General features: G+C 54.4%; 14 protein-coding genes. 7 read left to right on the top strand and 7 right to left on the bottom strand.

Going from position 1 to position 18,470, the window contains the following annotated elements; translation table 11 throughout:
• Nucleotides 1–37: 37 nt before the first annotated feature.
• A complete protein-coding gene (locus tag ACTJIK_RS23155; protein WP_440649919.1) occupies nt 38–823 on the bottom strand; it encodes an alpha/beta hydrolase in 786 nt (261 codons plus the stop codon).
• A 240-nt stretch (nt 824–1,063) separates the two neighbouring features.
• Between ACTJIK_RS23155 and ACTJIK_RS23150 the strand changes: the two genes are divergently transcribed.
• The gene (locus tag ACTJIK_RS23150) at nt 1,064–1,489 is read left to right on the top strand and encodes a response regulator (RefSeq protein WP_440649918.1); all 426 of its coding nucleotides are present in this window, start codon (nt 1,064–1,066) and stop codon (nt 1,487–1,489) included.
• Here ACTJIK_RS23150 and ACTJIK_RS23145 read toward each other — a convergent pair.
• From ACTJIK_RS23145 to ACTJIK_RS23125, 5 genes are all read right to left on the bottom strand, one after another.
• Entirely contained in the window at nt 1,483–3,135 is a 1,653-nt protein-coding gene (locus tag ACTJIK_RS23145; protein ID WP_440649917.1) for a PAS domain S-box protein, read from the bottom strand. The two genes, ACTJIK_RS23150 and ACTJIK_RS23145, sit on opposite strands and share 7 nt — an antisense overlap.
• A gap of 76 nt (nt 3,136–3,211) precedes the next feature.
• Nucleotides 3,212–3,568 (bottom strand): nuclear transport factor 2 family protein, encoded by a 357-nt coding sequence (locus ACTJIK_RS23140; protein WP_440649916.1) that lies wholly within the window; start codon nt 3,566–3,568, stop codon nt 3,212–3,214.
• Between the two features lie 57 nt (nt 3,569–3,625).
• The gene (locus ACTJIK_RS23135) at nt 3,626–4,243 is read right to left on the bottom strand and encodes a helix-turn-helix domain-containing protein (protein ID WP_440649915.1); all 618 of its coding nucleotides are present in this window, start codon (nt 4,241–4,243) and stop codon (nt 3,626–3,628) included.
• Nucleotides 4,244–4,270: 27 nt separating this feature from the next.
• A complete protein-coding gene (locus ACTJIK_RS23130) occupies nt 4,271–6,253 on the bottom strand; it encodes a sensor histidine kinase (RefSeq protein ID WP_440649914.1) in 1,983 nt (660 codons plus the stop codon).
• 112 nt (nt 6,254–6,365) lie between these two features.
• Entirely contained in the window at nt 6,366–7,331 is a 966-nt protein-coding gene (locus tag ACTJIK_RS23125; protein ID WP_440649913.1) for a 2-hydroxyacid dehydrogenase, read from the bottom strand.
• A gap of 76 nt (nt 7,332–7,407) precedes the next feature.
• On the opposite strand from ACTJIK_RS23125, the gene ACTJIK_RS23120 reads away from it, so the two are divergent.
• Nucleotides 7,408–8,367, top strand: coding sequence for an aldo/keto reductase (locus tag ACTJIK_RS23120; protein WP_440649912.1), 960 nt, complete (start codon nt 7,408–7,410; stop codon nt 8,365–8,367).
• A 61-nt stretch (nt 8,368–8,428) separates the two neighbouring features.
• Here ACTJIK_RS23120 and ACTJIK_RS23115 read toward each other — a convergent pair whose 3' ends face one another.
• Entirely contained in the window at nt 8,429–9,940 is a 1,512-nt protein-coding gene (locus ACTJIK_RS23115) for a sulfatase family protein (protein WP_440649911.1), read from the bottom strand.
• Nucleotides 9,941–10,123: 183 nt separating this feature from the next.
• Between ACTJIK_RS23115 and ACTJIK_RS23110 the strand changes: the two genes are divergently transcribed.
• From ACTJIK_RS23110 to ACTJIK_RS23090, 5 genes are all read left to right on the top strand, one after another.
• On the top strand, nt 10,124–10,522 hold the full coding sequence (locus ACTJIK_RS23110; RefSeq protein ID WP_440649910.1) for a response regulator: 399 nt from the start codon (nt 10,124–10,126) through the stop codon (nt 10,520–10,522).
• Nucleotides 10,523–10,630: 108 nt separating this feature from the next.
• Complete coding sequence (locus tag ACTJIK_RS23105; RefSeq protein WP_440649909.1) at nt 10,631–13,261, top strand: T9SS type B sorting domain-containing protein; 2,631 nt, start codon at nt 10,631–10,633, stop codon at nt 13,259–13,261.
• Nucleotides 13,262–13,515: 254 nt separating this feature from the next.
• Nucleotides 13,516–15,342 (top strand): response regulator, encoded by a 1,827-nt coding sequence (locus ACTJIK_RS23100; RefSeq protein WP_440649908.1) that lies wholly within the window; start codon nt 13,516–13,518, stop codon nt 15,340–15,342.
• Nucleotides 15,343–15,468: 126 nt separating this feature from the next.
• Nucleotides 15,469–17,502 carry a copper-translocating P-type ATPase gene (locus tag ACTJIK_RS23095; RefSeq protein WP_440649907.1) on the top strand — a complete coding sequence of 678 codons (2,034 nt, stop codon included), beginning with the start codon at nt 15,469–15,471 and terminating at the stop codon, nt 17,500–17,502.
• Between the two features lie 105 nt (nt 17,503–17,607).
• Nucleotides 17,608–18,465, top strand: a complete 858-nt coding sequence (locus ACTJIK_RS23090; RefSeq protein WP_440649906.1) for an SMP-30/gluconolactonase/LRE family protein — start codon at nt 17,608–17,610, stop codon at nt 18,463–18,465.
• The last annotated feature ends 5 nt before the right edge of the window (nt 18,466–18,470 follow it).

Raw genomic sequence — 18,470 nt, 5'->3', positions numbered from 1 at the left:
TGAGCGGTAAGGACCTTGTTTATTTTCATAAGCAGTATTAATGTTTCGCGATCCAGTCCGCCACATACTTCGCATCGCCTTCCCAGCCGGGCTGGCCGAGCACGAAGTGATTGCGGCCGGGGAATTCTTTGTATTCCAGCACTGAGCCGTTCTGCTTGTACCGCTTGAAGTTCCGCCGGTTGAGGTGCGCAGGAATAATAGTGTCTTCGCTGCCAGCGGTGAGCAGCAGCGGGGGATGCGGTTTATCGTAATCCACTTTGGCCGCGCTGGTGAGGCCGCCGCGGGCAACGGTTTTGGATTCGGGGATGGTGAACTGTTCCCAGGCTTTCTGCTGCTGGTCCAGCGGCATGCCGTTTACAAAAGCATACTGCCAGTCTTTGAAAGACATGAGGTAGGTCTTTTTCAGCGAGGTGAACAGCCCCAGGCTTTTCCAGCCTGCTTTCAGGAAAGAGAACTCGTAGGGGAACACGCCCAGCGTGGGCACGGAGTGGATAGCCACAGCCGCCCTTGCCAGCCCCCGGTTGGTGAGCACCTGCGTCATCATCCCGCCCAGCGAATGCCCGATGATGTAAGGCTTTTCAGGAAAACTGGCCGCGATCTTCGCGTAATGGTCTATCACTTCTGTAAGCGTAAGCGTTGCCAGATCGATATCGTGGGGCTGGCGGGCGCGCAGTTCCGCCGCATTACCGTCTTTAAACGGCCAGGCGGGGGCTACGGTTTTGTAACCGAGGTTTTCAAAATAGACCTTCCATTCGTCCCAGCAATGATGGGTCACGAAAGCGCCTGTCACGAACAGGATCGTTTTGTTATTGTTTGTTTCCATAGTCTGATTTTCAGTGATTTATAGCAAATAAAGCCGGTTAGGGGATCAGGGCCGGGGCTGAAGATTCAGTGTACTGTAAGTTACGGACATCAGCGGGGATTACTGTTGTTCCGTTCATGGTTTCTAATGCATGATTCGCGGAGCGGATAAACGCGAAAATTATTACTATTCAGGCGGGGCCGGTCTTTGAAAGTGGCTTGATTTGCGTTACTTTAGCATTTGAAAACGCCCGTATTGAGAATGATGATCAACCCAAAGAATTTTTTGTTGGCAGACGACGATCCGGAGGACCAGGAAATGCTGGAAGAGGCGATATTGGACGCTGATCCTTCGATAAAACTGCACATGGCAAGAAACGGGCAACAGGCTTTGGAGTACCTGCAAAGCTGTACTGACAGCGAATTGCCCTGTTTTATCATTCTTGATTACAAGATGCCGGTGTTCAATGCAGTGGAAGTCCTGGAACGCATATGCGTTCAGCCGAGACTGGTCGTTATCCCTAAAGTAGTGTGGAGCACATCCAACCAGCCGGAGCATGTGAAACAATGCCTTCAGAAAGGCGCCCTGGAATATTTTGTGAAACCCTCGCAGATCGGCGAGCTGAAAAGCATTGTAGACCGTATGCTCGATCTCTGTGAAAAGACGCTCGAAAAGCGGCGTCAGTAACCCGCGCCGGGAATGTACACCGCAAACTCCGCGCCCTGGTGAGGCAGGCTGCTGGCCCTGATAAATCCCTGGTGGTTCTGTACGATCTTTTTACAAATAGCCAGCCCGATGCCCGTTCCCGAATAATTCGGATCGTCGTGCAGGCGCTGGAACAGGTCGAATATCTTTCCCGAATACGAAGTATCGAACCCGATCCCGTTGTCTGTTACCGTGATCTTATGATAGGTTCCATCCACTTCCTTGATCTCCTTTAATTCCGAGCCAGGCACAAGGCTGGCGGCGATCCTGATACGCGGCTCACGGTCCGGGTGCTGGTATTTGAGCGAATTGCTGATCAGGTTTTCGAACAGCTGGTTGAACTGGTATGGCATGGCCTTGATCACGGGCAGCTGCCCGCATTCGATCACGGCGCCGGTTCTTTCAATGGAATCGTGATGCGTCAGCAGCACGGTGCTTACGATATCGTTCAGGTTCACCAGCGTCAGGTCCTGGGAGAAAGAGGATGCCTTTGAATAGGTAAGCAGGTCGTCTATCAGCCGCTGCATGCGGGCGGCGGCGGTGGTGGAGCGATACAGGAAGTCCCGCATCTTTTCAGGCAGCTGTGCTGTGTTTTCGGTGATATAATTGTTATAGAACTGGATCTTCCGCAGCGGCTCCTTCATATCGTGGGCGGCTGCGTAAGCGAACTGCTCCAGCTCCCTGTTCTGGAACTCCAGCTCCGCGGCGTATTTCCTGATCTTGTCCTCTGCCGCTTTTTTCTCTGTCAGGTCGCGCGTTACTTTCGAAAAACCGATAACGTCCCCGGCATCGTTATGCAGGGCGGTGATCACGATGCTGCCCCAGAAGCGGGTGCCGTTTTTCCTCACGCGCCAGCCTTCCTGCATGGCCTTGCCATAGTTTTCCGCGGCGGCCAGCAGCTTCCATGGCAGCCGCTGCTCTCGGTCTTCGGGAAGATAAAATATACTGAAGTGCTTGCCGATGATCTCGTCTTCGCGGTAACCCTTGATCTTTTCCGCGCCTTTGTTCCAGTTCTGGACAAACCCTTCCCTGCTCATCAGCAGGATGGCGTAATCCTCCACTTCCTCGATCATCTTATGATAGCGTTCTTCGCTTTTTTTCAATTCGATGTTCCTGCGGAGCAGCTCTTCGGCCTGCTGCTCAGCGTTTTTCTCCAGCGAGGCCACGAGCAGGCGGGAGTTTTCTTCCTTTTTCCGCAGCTCTGCCTCGGCTTCACGGAGGTCCGTTATATCCACCAGCATATTTACAGCGCCGGTCAAAATTCCAGTTTCGTCAAAAACGGGGCGTGGAAAAGGTGCCACATTCCGGCGGCTGCCGTCGGGGCGTTCCACAATGATCTCCACACCCTTCACCTCACGTCCTTCCCGGAGCGCGATGGCCATAGGGCAACTGTCCAGCGGCAACACCTCCCCTCTGGTATCGAATATTTTCCAGGAACCGCACCAGAGATCTTTCCCGATCTCGGGCTCGCGCCCCCAAAGCTCCGCTGCCGCCTTGTTGTAGTAGGTGATCAGTCCGTTGGCATCCGTGGAATAGACGGCTGCATATAATTTCTGGATAATTTCTCCGTATGCTGAATTTTCCGAAAACGGTTGATCTGTGTATTGGCTGTTCATGTTAGTTCCCATGGGCGAGAAATGGTCTATTGCTGAATTATCCTGTTTCGCCCAAATGCTGTGCCAGTTAATGTTGTTACGGTTGTTCCTAATCGTAATGCCCCATCGCCCGGAACACTTTTCCCTCCTCATTCAGCTCAAAAAACTCGGCCGCCTTTTTCCCGGCGATGCTGTTGTAATAAATGATAATGGTATGGATGCAGGACAATACTTCCTTCAGCTCAAAATGAAGATCGGGGTATTTGACCATGGCCCTGCTCCAGTAATCCGCCACGGCATCCTTCCCTTTGAGCGTGCCGGAAGCCGCTATGCCCATCTGTTTGATGAAAGGGCTGCTCATTTCAAAATCGTCTGTATAGTGCGAAAGCACCTCTTCCAGGTTGTGGCTGTTCCATGCGTTCACCCAGGCATGGGCAAATTCAAGCGCCTGTTCTCTTGTGATCATATTTTTCTTTTCCTGCAAAGATAGGCGCGGCACGGCGGCGGGAGTATGACAAAAAGCTCAATTCCTGAAGCTGCCCGGGGTAACGCCGAAGCGCTCCCTGAACTGCCGGATAAAATAAGAAACATCCTGGAACCCGCTCTCATGGCAGGCCTGCGACACGGGCAACCGTTTATGCTCCAGCAGGTAATACGCCCTTTCGAGCCTCCGCTGGATGATCCATTGGTGCAGGCTGCCGCCGGTATTGCGCAGCGCCCAGCGTTTGAGGGTGCTCAGGCTCATATGATGCAGCCGCGCCAGCAGGGCCAGCGGCTGCGGATGGTTTAGCGTAGCGGCAATGGCGCCGAGGATCGCAGCGGGATCATTGCCGGGCAGCGCTTCGTCGCGGATCACGGTGTTGAGGCTGAGGAAAGGCTGGTCCTTCACCCGGATGTCTGAATAAATAACGGCGTGTTTGGGAATGTACAGGATGTCCCCTTCTTTCATTTCATGTTTTTTCCCGTCCAGGTACACCGTTTTGCGGCCCTGCCTTACACAGGTAAGCGCGGCATGAGGCATGAAAAATTCATCTTCGGACGGGCGTTCATAGCCGCACAGGGCCATGTCCATCACAGGGTTGGTATACAACCGCTGCACACGGGCCTTCCGCTCGTTGAAATTTGAAAAGGGAGTGATCATGCGGGGGTAAATTACAAACTTTCGGGTTTACGTCGTAATGGCGGCCGGTTCCTTCGGCAGCAGGAAATAAAAAGTACTGCCCTGCCCGGGAATGCTGTTGATCCGCAGCTCTCCCCCGTTGTTGGCCACAAATTCCTTGCAGAGCCAGAGCCCCAGGCCGGTGCCTTTTTCGTTGGCGGTACCGTCTGTCGAATATAGTTTGCTGCCGTAAAGTATTTTATAAACGGATTCGCTGTTCAGGCCATTGCCGCTGTCCGTCACATACAGCTCTATCCTGCTGCCGGCATCGCGGCCGCCGAGGGCAATGGAACCGCTGCGTGGCGTGAATTTGATGGCATTGTCCAGCAGGTTGCGGATCACCAGCTCCAGCTGGTGGTCGTCCGCATACACCGTGGCGCCCGGCGGCACGGATATTTCCAGCCTGATGCTTTTCTGGGCGGCCGCAAAGCGGTAAGTATCGGCGATCAGCTGGAAAAGCGGCGCCAGCTCCACCTTTACCGCCCTCGTTTCGATCCGGTTCATCTGCGACAGCGACCAGTTGAGCATATTGTGCATGGTGGAATTGATGTGCTTGATATGCTGCCGCGCCACCTGTGCAAATTCTTTGATCTCCCGCGGCGAAAGGGCTTTCATCTCCAGCAGCTCCACCAGGCCGGAAAGGGTGCCCAGCGGCGTGCGCAGGTCGTGGGAAATAATACCCAGCAGCTTATCCTTTACGGTATTGCTTTCGCGCAGGTCCTGCATCATTTTGGCCAGCTCCTCCGTACGGAGCTTTACCTTTTTCTCCAGCACATCTTTCTGGCCTTCGATATAATTCAAATGCGCCTCCTGCACTTCGATCTTTTCTTTTTTCAGCAATGCATACCGGTGGCCTAAAGCGAGCGACAGCAGGATCATTTCAACCGCCGAGCCGATAGGCAGTATCTGGAACGACCAGGTGCCATAATGCAGTATCCCGAGATTGGTCATCACAAAAAGCACGATCGAAACCAGCAGAAAGATCCAGGCGACCAGGAAATACAAAGCGGGCTTATACCCTCTTACGTAGGCCCTTACCGCCATCCAGATGAACAGGATGGGAATGCAGAAGCTGCACAGCTCGTTGATCCTGATGGCGGGCTCGCGCCAGCCGGCCGCCACGGCAATGACGGGCAATATCAGCACCCAGAAGATGATGCGGAGGATGCGCGTTTGCAGCGGCGCATATAAGTGGCTCTGCAGGAACAAGGTGGAAAACCGGATGGTGAACATATAGCTCACCGCCGCCAGGCCAATGCCGTACTGGTTGAAGAACAATGCGGCGGAAGGGCCCAGGCTGTAGTGAAAGCCCCGCAGGTAAAGCAGGTTGAAGGCCGCCAGCGCAACGAGGTAACCAAGGTACCAGAAATAAGCCCGGTCTTTTATCCAGAAAAAAAGCAGCAGATTATAGCAGAACAGTGCGATCACAACGCCCAGGTACAGCAGTTCCACCACGTACATGCCGCTCAGCGCGGAAGGCAACCCTTCTCCCGTGGCCACAGCCAGCGGGATGATCAGCGCGTTGCCCGTGCGGGCGCGCAGCCAGAAGTCCACCGGCTGCCCGTCCGCCGCCGGCAGTTCGAAAGTGAACCCATGGTAATGGAAGTTGTTGGGCCGGTATTGCATGCTGCCGGACTGCACGGTATGTAATTCGCCCTGGTATTCGTAATAAAGCGTGAGACTGTCTATGTTGGAAAACTCCACCAGCAGGTGGGTAACATTTGTTTCCGGGTTACTCACCCGCCCGTGTATCCACACGGCCGCCTTCGTGATCCCGAAAGCCCCGATATCATGCTGGATGGGCTGAAACAATGCGCTGTAGGCCTGCTGCTTCACATCCTGGTAGGTAAGCCGGGCTGCCGGGTCCACCAGCCAGCCGGTGGTTTTGCCGATGCGCACATAGGGTTCGTCGCTGCTCAGTAAGTTCAGAGACTGGGCGGGCAGCAACCGTGGAGAAAGTAAAAGGATTAAACAAATAATAAATTTTCTCAATACACCGGGTTATACATAAGTAATCATCGTACATAATATATACATAAGTAATCATCGTACATAATATAGGACAAAATAAGAAGACAAAAGGGTGAAAGCCAGGTGAATAATTTCATATTTTGTTCACCCCGTACGGCAAAACCTCCCCTTTCAGCCCGGCAATAACATTCTCCGCCGCCATTCTCGCCATACCGTTGCGGGCCTCCACCGTGGCGGATCCGATATGCGGCAGCACGGCCACATTGGGCATTTCCAGCAGGGGATTGTTTTTATCCATCGGTTCGGGATTGGTAACGTCCAGCCCGGCGCCCCAGATAATGTTCTGCTGCAGGGCGGCCAGCAGGTCCTGCTCATTGTGCATCGCGCCCCTGGCGGTGTTGATGAAAATGGCACCGGGTTTCATTTGCGCGAATGCGGCGGCGTTGAACTGCCCGGCGGTTTCGGGGGTAAGGGCGGCGTGAAGGCTGAGCACATCGCTCTCCCGCAGCAGCGTCTCGAAACTTACATACCGGGCGCCCAGCAGCTGTTCCGCTTCTTCGTTGCGGCTGCGGTTGTGGTAGATCACCGGCATATCGAAAGCGCCGCGGCACTTTTTGGCCAGCGCCATGCCGATCTTCCCCAAGCCGAACACGCCCAGGGTTCTGCCATTCAGTTCCATGCCCAGGTTAGCGGTCGGTTCAAAAAAGCCCCATTGCCCGCGGGCGATAGTCTTGTGCATATGAAACGCCTTCCTTGCGGTGGCCAGCATTAAAAGAAAAGCGGTATCGGCCGTGGCATTGCTCAGTACCCCGGGCGTGTTGCCGATAGGGATCTTCAGCGCAGTGGCCGCCGCAACATCCACGTTATCGTAACCTACCGCCATGAGCGACACGACCTTCAGGTGTTTGCAGGCCTGCAAAAAAGCCGCGTCTATCTTGTTGCCGCCCACGCTCAGCAGCGCATCGTGCTCCCGGCAGGCGGCTATCAGCTCTTCGGGGCTGAGGTGCCGCTTCTCCCGGTGTTCTGTGTATTGAATGCCCGCTTCGCGCAGCAATTCCAGTCCTGTGTCAGGAATGATCCTTGTAATAAAAACTTTCATGATAATGACAATGCCGGTTACAGGAATAAAGATCAGGCTATTTTGTTAGATTAGTGCCCTTAAAATCATCACAATTATGGAAACCAGGACGCTTGGAAATACAGGATTCCGGATCGCGCCGCTCATGTTCGGCGGCAACGTATTCGGATGGACGGCCGACGAATCAACTTCATTCCGCCTGCTGGACGCTTTTACCGACGCGGGCTTCAATGCGGTGGATACTGCGGACACCTACACCCGCTGGGTGCCCGGCAATACGGGCGGAGACTCTGAAAGGGTGATCGGGAAGTGGCTTTCCAAAACAGGGAAACGCGATAAGATCATGCTCGCCACCAAAGTGGGCGGCGTGTTCAGCGAGGAAAAACGGGGACTGAAAAAGGATTACATCCTCCGGTCCATAGATGATTCCCTGCAAAGGCTGCAAACCGATCACATCGACCTTTACCAGACGCATTACGACGATGCAGAAACGCCCATCGAAGAAACGCTGGAAACATATGCTGAAATAGTGAAGTCCGGGAAAGTACGCGCCATCGGCACTTCCAACATGAGCCTGGAGCGTATCATCACCTCCGCCGCGATAAGCAGCGCCAAAGGATTTCCTTCCTACCAAACCCTTCAGCCGGAATACAACCTGTTCGACCGCGAAAAGTTCGAGACGGAATACGGCCCGTATGCCATTGAGCATAACCTTGGCGTGATCCCATATTTTGCGCTGGCCAGCGGCTTTCTTACGGGCAAATACAGGAAGGAAGAAGATCTTGCCAACAGCAGCCGCGCCAAGTATCTCGGCAAATACATGACGGAAAGGGGGTTCCGCATTCTCGCCGCGCTGGACGAAGTGGCGGCGCGCTACAATGCCAAACCCGGCATGGTGGCTATTGCCTGGCTCATGAACCGCCCGGGCATCACTGCGCCCATCGCCAGCGCCACCAGCCTGCAGCAGCTGGACGAACTGATCCGCGCCGTGAACCTTAAACTGGATACGGACGCCATGCAGTTGCTGAACGATGCAAGCAATTATGAGAAAGCCTGATCTTTGGAAAGGCCGTCATTGCGAGGAGCAGCGGGACTTTGTAAACATGTGGATCACGCTTTTATTTCCTCGTCTTCCCCGCTTCTTTCAGCTTCTCCAGCATCGCTGCCATTTCTTTCACTTTCTCCGGGTGCTCCGCCGCAATGTTCTGCTTTTCCCCCAGGTCGTTTTTTAGATCATACAGCTGCGGCGCGGGGTCGTTGCCGGTTTCGATATTCACTTCTTTGGCCAGCTTCTGCCCGTTGGAAGGTGAAATATATTTCAGGTCGCCCTGCACCAGCGAAAGCGCGCCGCCCTGTAAAATAAGCCAGTCGCGGCCTTTCTGGGTTTTGCCCAGCAGCGGGTTCAGCATATCGAAACTATCCGGCGCATCGGTTTCGCCCAGCGGCTGGCCGGTCATTTTTGCGAAGGAAGCAAACAGGTCCACCTGGCTGATGAGCGCCCCTGAAGTTTGGCCGCCTTTGATGTTGCCGGGCCAGCTCACGATCCAGGGTACGCGGGTGCCGCCCTCGAAGGCGCTGTATTTGCCGCCTCTCAGCGGCCCCAGCGGCTGGTGGCCGTTTTGCATGGTCACCGCCTCGTCGTGGTAACCATCATCCAGCACGGGACCGTTATCGCTGGAAAAGATCACCAGGGTGTTTTTCTCCAGGCCCAGCGCTTTCAGCTTATCCATGATGCGCCCTACCATCCAGTCCATTTCCAGGATGGCATCGCCACGGTACCCCAGCCCGCTTTTTCCTTTGAACACGGTGGCCGGCATGCGCGGCACGTGAATGTCGCTCAGTGCGAAAAACAGGAAGAACGGGCGCTGGCGGTTCTCTTCCAGGAATTGTTCAGCTTTGCCCGTAAACGCGTAAGCCAGCTCTTCGTCCGTCCAGCGGGCCTTCTGGCCGCCTTTCATATAACCGATGCGGCCGATGCCGTTCACAATGGTATTATTATGCCCGTGGGAAGCCTGCATTTTGAGCAGTTCGGGATGATCTTTGCCGGTGGGCTCATCCCCTACTTTTTCCTTGTAGTTCACTTCGATCGGATCATTTTTATCCAGCCCCTGTACCCTGCCGTTCTCCACGAAAACGGTCGGCACCCTGTCTGCCGTGGCGGGGAAAAAAAATGAATAATCGAATCCCACCTGGTTGGGCCCGGGCTTAATATCTTCATTCCAGTTTATCTCCTTTCCATCGCCCAGTCCAAGGTGCCATTTGCCGACCAGCGCGGTTTTGTATCCTGCTTTCTGCATCATGGAAGGAAGGGTGGGCTGGCCAACGGGAACGATCATGGCCGCGTTGCCCGGCAGCACGCCGGTGCCGGTCTTGCGCCAGGGATAACGCCCGGTGATCAGCGCAAAACGCGAAGGGGTACAGGTGGCAGAGGTGGCGTGCCCGTTGGTGAAACGGATGCCGCTTTTGGCCAGCCGGTCCAGGTGGGGCGTTCGCACCTTGGTGGCGCCGTAGCAGCTCAGGTCCCCATACCCCGCATCGTCCGCGTAAATAATGATCACATTGGGTTTCTGCTGGGCAAATACGCCGGGCGCCGCAAGGCCCGCCAACAACATAAAGAGTAACTTTTTCATTGGATGTGTGTTAATTAAACATCGGGTTACAATCTTACTCATTAAATACATTTTTTTTCAACTTAAATTCATTAAATTAACAGTAACACGTTTGCCCGTCCCTTAATGTATATGAATATTTTTCAATGTAAGACTGAGGCCAATTGATTGTTCGGAGTTTAAATATTTTAATCCCAGCACCGTATGACGACAAATATACCCACCATTCTACTGATCGATGATGATATTGATGACCAGGAGATGTTCCTGTCTGCCCTGGAGTTCATAGACGAATCCATTGTATGCAACACGGCGCCGAACGGCTACGAGGCGATTATGCAGCTGAACAGCGCGGATGCGCTACCCGATCTTATCTTTCTTGATCTCAACATGCCGGTGATGAACGGCGTGCAGTTCCTGCGGGAAGTGAAAGCTGCGCACAAAGCCAAGGACGTGCCTGTGATCATTTATTCCACTGCGTCGGATATACAGACCATCAACGAAGCGAAGCAGCTGGGCGCTTTCCAGTTCATTACCAAACCCGAGAAATTTTCCGAACTGGTAGGTCTGCTGCACGGGCTGCTTTATCCCGCTACCCGGTAAAACCCGGTTGCTTATATTTACAATATACCATTCCAACCTAACATTTGCAGGCACGAGCAACCGGTGCGTGAGCGTTTACGTATACCTGGTCAGATTAATTACATCTGCATGAAGCACATTCTGCTGCTCATTTTTCTGGGATATTCCCTACCCCTTAAAGCCGATCATATCACCGGCGGGGAGATGTATTACGTTCTTACCGGTTCTTCCGGCAGCTCCAATACCTACCACGTTACGCTGAAACAATTCAGAAGCTGCTTTACCCCGAACAGGAATTTTTACAATCCTATCTATATCGGTGTTTTTAACCGCATTACCGGAGAGCGCATCCGCGACGAACAGGTGCCGCTTTCGCGGGAAGAAGAGCTGAGCGCCACCAGCACCGATCCCTGCATCACGCGGCCGCCGCTGATCTGCTTTTATGTGGGTTACTGGGAATTTGATATCACCCTGCCGTTGTCTGCCGACGGCTACCTGCTTACTTCACAGGTAACGAACAGGGTGGATGCGATCAATAATCTCGAACCAGGTTACGGGCGCATTGGCGCTACCTACACCGCCGAGATCCCCGGTACGAGTCCCCTCCGCACCGCGGCCAACAACAGCAGCGCACATTTCACCGGCAGCGACCTGGTGACCATCTGCGCGGAAAACTCTTTCAACTACAGCTTCGCCGCGCAGGATCCCGACGGCGACGAATTGAGATATTATTTCTGCGAGGCCTACCAGACCGTCGGTTATGCCGGCGGCGGCGGTGGCGGCGGAGGAGGCGGTGGCGGAGGGCAGACAAGCCAGCCTGTTGCAGGCCCGCCTTATTATTCCGTGCCGTATGGTTCCAATTTCAGCGGCAGCAGCCCGCTTGGCGACCGCGTAACGATCAATCCGGCAACAGGCATGATCTCCGGCATTGCGCCCGGCGTGGGCATCTACGTGGTCACCGTTTGCGTGCAGGAGATCAGGAACGGCGTGGCTATTGCCGTGCAGCGGAAAGACCTCCAGCTGAACATCACCGGCTGCACCGTGGCCGCAGCATCGTTGCTGCCGGAGTACATGCTCTGCGGCAATACCCAGCGCCTTACCGTTGCCAACCAGAGCAACAGCCCGCTGATATCTTCCTGGCACTGGGAGTTTACAAACAGCGCGGGCGCCGTGGTATACAATTCCAACACGCAAACCGCGGATTATAACTTCACTACGCCCGGCACTTACACCGTAAAGCTCACTACCAACCGCGGCATGCAATGCCCCGATTCCACCGAAGCACAAGCTTTCGTATACCCCGGCTTCGAACCGCGCTTTTCATCTGCGGGCGCCTGCATCAGCAAACCCGTTCTTTTCCGCGACGAAACCACCACCCGGTTCGGAACGGTCAATTTCTGGGACTGGGATTTTGGCGACGTTGCCACACAAACCGATTTCTCCGTCCTCCAGCATCCTTCCTGGACCTACGCCTCCCAGGGCGCCAAAGGCGTAAGGCTCATCGTGCACAACACCGTTGGGTGTAAGGACACATTGTTCCAACAGGTCACGATACTGGACAAACCGCCTATCAACCTGGCTTTCCGCGACACCCTTATTTGCCCGCCCGATCCTTTGCAGCTGCAGGCTACCGGGCTGGGTGTTTACACCTGGAGCCCCAATATCAACATGACCGGCGCCAACACCCCCAATCCACGGGTGAATGTGACCAGCGATACCAAATATTATGTAGACCTCGATTACGATGGCTGCCTGAACCGCGATTCCGTGATGATACGCGCCGTGAACCAGGTCAGCCTTACCCTGCCGGCGGATACGGTGATCTGCCTGGGAGACGCCATCACGCTGCGCCCCGCCTCCGACGGCCTGCGTTACAACTGGGCGCCCGCAGCCAGCCTGGATGACGCTGGCACAAAGAACCCGCTTGCCACGCCAACCGGCAGCACACATTATACCGTAACCGCCAGCATCAGTAACTGCACCGCCACCGCAGACATCAACGTGAGCACCGTGCCCTATCCCCGCGCCAATGCCGGGCCAGATACCACTATCTGCTTCGGTACCGCCGCCGCCCTTCACGCCGCCACAGACGGCAGCGCCTTCACCTGGACGCCCCTGCTGCCCAATACCCTCCATCCCATAGTACAGCCGGCCGCCACTACCGCATACATACTAACGGCTACGGACACACGCGGATGCCCCAAGCCAACATTGGATACCGTGCTTGTGACCGTGCTGCCGAAAGTGAACGCAACAGCGGGCGGCGACACTGCCGTGGTGCTGGGCCAGCCATTGCAGCTGAATGCAGGCGGAGGGCTGAGCTACACATGGTTCCCCGCAGCGGGGCTGTCCAGCCCTTTTATCCAGAACCCGGTCATCACCTTCAACACCCCCACCCGCGCCATACGGTATAAAGTGCTCGTGCAGGACGAAGCCGGCTGCGCCGATTCCGCATTTATAACCGTGAAAGTGTATAACACGCTGCCGCAGGTATTTGTGCCTACGGCCTTTACGCCCAATGGCGACGGCGCCAACGATTACCTCAGGCCCATCGGCGCGGGCATTAAAGAGATCCGGTATTTTTCCGTGTACAACCGCTGGGGACAAATGGTGTTCACCGGAACGGCCAATGGTATTGGCTGGGACGGGCGCATCAACGGCGCGCCGCAATCCACCGGCGTGTATGTGTGGCAGGTAAAGGCGGTGGACTACCTGGGCTACGATTTCTTCCTGACCGGTACCGCCACCCTCCTCCGCTGAGTGCGCTGTGTATTCATGGCTGCGCATATTATTGATTAATACCCCGTTACATCGCTTACTCTCCACACTAACGTGTATGCATCCCCTGAGAAAATGATCCAATGGCTGTTTCTTATAGAGAACAAACAAATTGGTATAGAAATTCTCATTTTGCGAGCATTGTTGTTATCCGTATTTTTATAACCGTTACAACCTGAAATGAATTAAGATAGCCCCACGACCATTCCTTGACACAAGAGCAGAAACACCAAAACATGAAAATACTTTCATTGATATTTTCTTTCATTGCTCCTGTCATTGCTCCCGTTATTGCAACAGGCACCGAAGGTCTTACGAATGAGCAACAGCAAAGAATACGGATCAACAACGCGTTATGCCTCACCACGGGTGTACTGGCCATTCTTATGGGCTTCATCTTCTGGCTGATCACTGGTAAGCTGCAGATACTGATACCTGCCACACTCGAAGGATTGGGATTCTTTTTCATCATCTATCTCAATCATCTCAAAAAACATGAAACCGCAGGCATCTGCATGATCAGCTATCATTCCATCTGCGTCATGTACTTCGGGGCATTGCTGGGCACGAAGGCAGAAATAGCCCTGGCGCTGCTGTTCATGATCAGCGCTACCTACCTTGTGTTCGACAAGCGGAAGTCTATCCTGATATGTTTTTGCATTACGCTGGCCGCATTGTTCGTGACCGAGTTCTTTTATTACACCAACTACTTCAAACCGCTTGAGTTTTCCCGCAACGTCACCTTCCTCATCCGCTGGGTGGCCATTGGCTTTATTCTTACCATCAACACCGTGTGCATCCTTTTTTACAAGAGCACGGCCAACCGCCTGATGAAGGCGCTCAAAGAAAGAAGCGAAGAGCTCAAAGAAAGAAGTGAAGAGCTCGAAAAAAGAACTGAAGAGCTCGAAAAAAGAACTGAGGAGCTCGAAATATCCAACAGGTCGAGAAGGGTATTCCTGAAGGAAACGAACCACGAGATCCGGAATCCGCTGAACGCGATATGCGGCATCGCGCAACTCATGCGGCTGGACCTGAAGAATGGCAGAACCGGGGAATCCCTGTCCACCCTTGTAGACCACCTGAATATAGCCAGTTTCAACGCGAAAGATATTCTCAACAACGTACAGGAATTGTCCAAGATCGAAGCCGGCCAGCTGGATGCAGTGGCACGTAAGCATGTGAATATCCGCCACCTGTTACAGGGCACCGGCGTTTACGAACACATGGCCAGCAGCAAGAACGTGGATATCGAGCTCACCTTTACCAATATGCCTGACTTTGTGTTCACCGACGATACCAAGCTTTCACAGATCGTGAACAACCTGCTGCTGAACGCCATTAAGCACACGCGCAACCAGACCGTCATTGCCATTGATTGCGGCGTGCGGGCAGATAAATGGTATATCAGCGTCACCGACCAGGGCGGCGGGCTTGAATGCAATAAGCTCAGGGAGATCTATCATTCTTTTGAAGCCGACAGGGATTCTTTTACAGGCCTGGGGCTCCGCATTTCGAAACATTTTACGGAACTGCTGGGCGGCAGCATCATGGTGGATTCACTGGAAGGCATCAGCACCACTTTTACTGTTCTGTTCCCGGAAAAAGACGTGGTAAGACAGCACGTACCCGAGCCTCCGCGCGGAGTGCCCACGCCGCGGCAGTTTGCAGGAAAAACCGTCCTGGTGGTGGAAGACGATAGAATGAACCAGACCATCATGCGGAACTTCCTCCAAAACAACGGCGTGACGGTGCTGCTGGCAGGCAACGGCCTCGAAGGGCTCGAGCTCGCCCGGCAGGAAAACCCTGATCTTATCATTCTCGATTCAGACATGCCGAAGATGAACGGCCGTGAAATGCTTTATCATCTCAAACAGGACGAAGCGCTCAGGGACATCCCTGTCGTCATCGCCTCCGGCGACGCCTTCACAGAAACCGTTGAACGTTTCCTCAGCGAAGGCGCAGACGATTATGTGATCAAACCCATAGAATTTACCGCCCTCCGCCAGATACTTGAAAAACATTTCAACGGCGGCGGCATGCCGGTAATAATTCCTTTCCCATAACCCGGGCTTTTTACATAATTCCTGCCATTTGTTATACAATTCCGCCAAAACCCTTATTTGGTAAGGATTTTGAACATTTTTGCGCTGAAACCTGTTTCATTTTTTTACACCTGAAAGCAACGCAAAATGGATCACTCTCACGGCCATCACCACACGGAACCAACAACAGCGCATCAGCACGCAACTCATGCCGCACCTCCGGCTGCCGACGGTCATAACAGCCATGCCGCGCACGGCCACGATCATCATGCCATGGTCGGCGATTTCAAAAAACGGTTTTACGCCACCCTCGCGCTCACCATACCGGTGCTGCTCCTCAGCCCGATGATACAACATTGGCTGGGGGTGGACTGGAGTTTCCCCGGATCCAAATGGCTGCTCTTTGTTTTATCCTCCGTCATTTTTGTTTACGGCGGCTGGCCTTTCCTGAAAGGGCTGGCAGAGGAACTGAAAAACCGCAACCCCGGCATGATGACACTGATCGGTTTTGCCATTTCGGTAGCCTACATCTACAGCGCGGCCACTGTATTCGGTTTGGAAGGCATGGACTTTTTCTGGGAACTCGCTACATTGATCCTTATTATGCTGCTTGGCCACTGGATCGAGATGACCTCCGTGGCCGGGGCTTCCAGGGAACTGGAACTGCTGGTAAAGCTGATGCCTTCTACCGCCCACCTTGTACATGGCGATCATATCATGGAGGTGGGAACAGGTTCACTTAAAAAAGACGACGTCATTCTCATAAAGCCCGGCGAAAAGGTCGCGGCAGACGGCCTGGTGACCGAAGGGGAAAGCGCGGTGAACGAATCCATGCTCACCGGCGAATCGCGGCCGGTGGAAAAACACGGCGGCGATAAGGTGATCGCCGGTTCCATCAACGGCAACGGCGCATTGCATGTGCAGGTAACGCACAACAGCGCGGAGTCATATCTTTCGCAGGTGATACAGCTCGTGAACGACGCACAACGGTCCAAATCGCGCACACAGCTGCTGGCGGACAAAGCGGCGCGCTGGCTCACGCTCATTGCCATCGTGGCGGGGCTGGTCACTTTTGCAGCCTGGTATTTTTCCGGCAGCACGCTTGCCTTTGCCATCGAGCGGATGGTAACGGTGATCGTGATCTGCTGCCCGCATGCGCTGGGCCTCGCCATTCCGCTGGTTGTGGCCAAATCCACCGCGCTGGCGGCAAGGCATGGCCTGCTGATCAGGAACCGTACGGCTTTCGAAAACGCCCGCAAGATCACCACCCTGGTGTTCGACAAAACCGGCACGCTCACCGTTGGCCAGTTTACAGTGGCGCGGTACGGCGCTTTGGACAAAAATTTCAGCGACGACGATATTCTCCGCCTCGCATATTCGCTGGAGCAAAGCTCCGAGCACCCCATCGCCACCGGCATTGTGCAGAAAGTGAAAGAAATGGGGCTGACGGCGGAAAAGGCCGCGAACGTAACGGCCATCACCGGTAAAGGCATTACCGCCACCGTGAACGGCCAGGCCATTTCCGTGGTAAGTCCCAATGCGCTGCCATCGCAGCCGGTGGAGATCCGTGCCGGGGAAACGCTGGTGTATGTTCAGCAGAACGATGCGGTGATAGGCTACATCGCCCTGTCTGACCAGTTGCGTCCCGAATCCGCGGACGCGGTGCGCACCCTCCGCGAACAACATATCAAAACCGTGCTGCTCACCGGCGACAATAAGATCGTGGGTGAAAGCGTGAGTAAAACCCTGGGCATGGACCAGTATTTCGCTGAAGTGCTCCCCCATCAGAAACTCGAAAAAATAGCCGAACTGCAAAAGGCCGGGGAATACGTGGCCATGACCGGCGACGGCGTGAACGACGCCCCCGCGCTGGCCAAGGCAGACGTAGGCATAGCCGTAGGTTCCGGCAGCGATGTGGCGGCGGAAACGGCGGATATTGTGCTGGTGAACAGCAATCCAAAAGATGTGGTGAACCTGGTGCTGTTCGGCAAGGCCACTTACCGGAAAATGATACAGAACCTTGCCTGGGCCACCGGCTACAACATCGTGGCCCTGCCGCTGGCAGCGGGCGTTCTGAGCGGCATGGGCATACTGCTGAGCCCCGCCGCCGGCGCGGTGCTGATGAGCGTGAGCACCGTCGTAGTGGCCATTAATGCAGGCATGCTGAAGATCAGGGACTGATGCGGATCCCGCGAACAACATTAAAAGCCGGTCCTGCAAACCGGCTTTTCTTATTCATTAATCCCGGCGGGATTTATTAAATTTAAAACCTAATCTTAACCAGTTATGAAACTTAAAGCTGCTATCCTTTGTCTTTCATGCGCAGCCCTTCCACTGCTGCGTGTTTCAGCCCAAACGGCCACCCTGGAGAAAAAATGGACCTCCGACACCACGCTCCGCGTGCCTGAGTCCGTTTATCTCGACGCCAAAAGCAATGTATTGTATATCGCCAACATCGACGGTTCGCCCTGGGCCAACGACGGCAAAGGCTTCATTTCCAAAATGAGCCCTGACGGCAGGATCAGCAACCTCCACTGGGTGAACGGCCTGAATTCTCCCAAAGGCATGGGCATACACGGCAACCGCCTGTATGTGGCGGACATGAGCGAAGTGGTGGAAATAGACATCGCGAAAGGCTCCATCGTTACCAAACACGCCATTCCTGACGCGCTCAACCTGAACGATCTCAGCATAGATCCCAAAGGCGTGGTGTATGTAACAGACTCCAAAAAGAAAAAAGTGCATACCCTCATCAACGGCAAATCGGCCGTGCTGCTGGACAGTGCAAACAATGGCGTAAAAGGCCCCAACGGCGTTCTCTGGCGCCCTGACGGGCTGCTGCTGCTGGATGCGGGCGCCGTTTACCGCGCGGGTAAAGATGGCAAGCTCACCAAGCTGGTAGACGTAACCCGCGGCACAGACGGCATTGAGCATGTACAGGGCGACGAATACATCGTTTCCTGCTGGCAGGGCGAAGTGTTTTACGTGAACCTAAAAACCGGTACTGCCAGCAAGATACTGGACACGCAGGCAGACAAGCTGCAGACTGCGGACATCGGGTACGACGCGAAAAAGAAGATCGTATATGTGCCCACGTTCTTCGGAAACAATGTTTCCGCTTACCAGTTGAACGTAACAAAGTAACTTTA

Source organism: Chitinophaga sp. 22620, assembly GCF_052044405.1.
Classification (GTDB): domain Bacteria; phylum Bacteroidota; class Bacteroidia; order Chitinophagales; family Chitinophagaceae; genus Chitinophaga.
Note: the sequence above shows the minus strand (reverse complement) of the source record. Positions and strands in the feature narration are given on the sequence as shown.

Bases quoted from the DNA above. Each gene is read 5' to 3' on its own strand.
- ACTJIK_RS23125 (WP_440649913.1), bottom strand. From the start codon at position 7,331: ATGAAAGTTTTTATTACAAGGATCATTCCTGACACAGGACTGGAATTG.
- ACTJIK_RS23120 (WP_440649912.1), top strand. From the start codon at position 7,408: ATGGAAACCAGGACGCTTGGAAATACAGGATTCCGGATCGCGCCGCTC.
- ACTJIK_RS23090 (WP_440649906.1), top strand. From the start codon at position 17,608: ATGAAACTTAAAGCTGCTATCCTTTGTCTTTCATGCGCAGCCCTTCCA.
- ACTJIK_RS23110 (WP_440649910.1), top strand. From the start codon at position 10,124: ATGACGACAAATATACCCACCATTCTACTGATCGATGATGATATTGAT.
- ACTJIK_RS23145 (WP_440649917.1), bottom strand. From the start codon at position 3,135: ATGGGAACTAACATGAACAGCCAATACACAGATCAACCGTTTTCGGAA.
- ACTJIK_RS23135 (WP_440649915.1), bottom strand. From the start codon at position 4,243: ATGATCACTCCCTTTTCAAATTTCAACGAGCGGAAGGCCCGTGTGCAG.
- ACTJIK_RS23095 (WP_440649907.1), top strand. From the start codon at position 15,469: ATGGATCACTCTCACGGCCATCACCACACGGAACCAACAACAGCGCAT.
- ACTJIK_RS23105 (WP_440649909.1), top strand. From the start codon at position 10,631: ATGAAGCACATTCTGCTGCTCATTTTTCTGGGATATTCCCTACCCCTT.
- ACTJIK_RS23150 (WP_440649918.1), top strand. From the start codon at position 1,064: ATGATGATCAACCCAAAGAATTTTTTGTTGGCAGACGACGATCCGGAG.
- ACTJIK_RS23155 (WP_440649919.1), bottom strand. From the start codon at position 823: ATGGAAACAAACAATAACAAAACGATCCTGTTCGTGACAGGCGCTTTC.
- ACTJIK_RS23140 (WP_440649916.1), bottom strand. From the start codon at position 3,568: ATGATCACAAGAGAACAGGCGCTTGAATTTGCCCATGCCTGGGTGAAC.
- ACTJIK_RS23115 (WP_440649911.1), bottom strand. From the start codon at position 9,940: ATGAAAAAGTTACTCTTTATGTTGTTGGCGGGCCTTGCGGCGCCCGGC.
- ACTJIK_RS23100 (WP_440649908.1), top strand. From the start codon at position 13,516: ATGAAAATACTTTCATTGATATTTTCTTTCATTGCTCCTGTCATTGCT.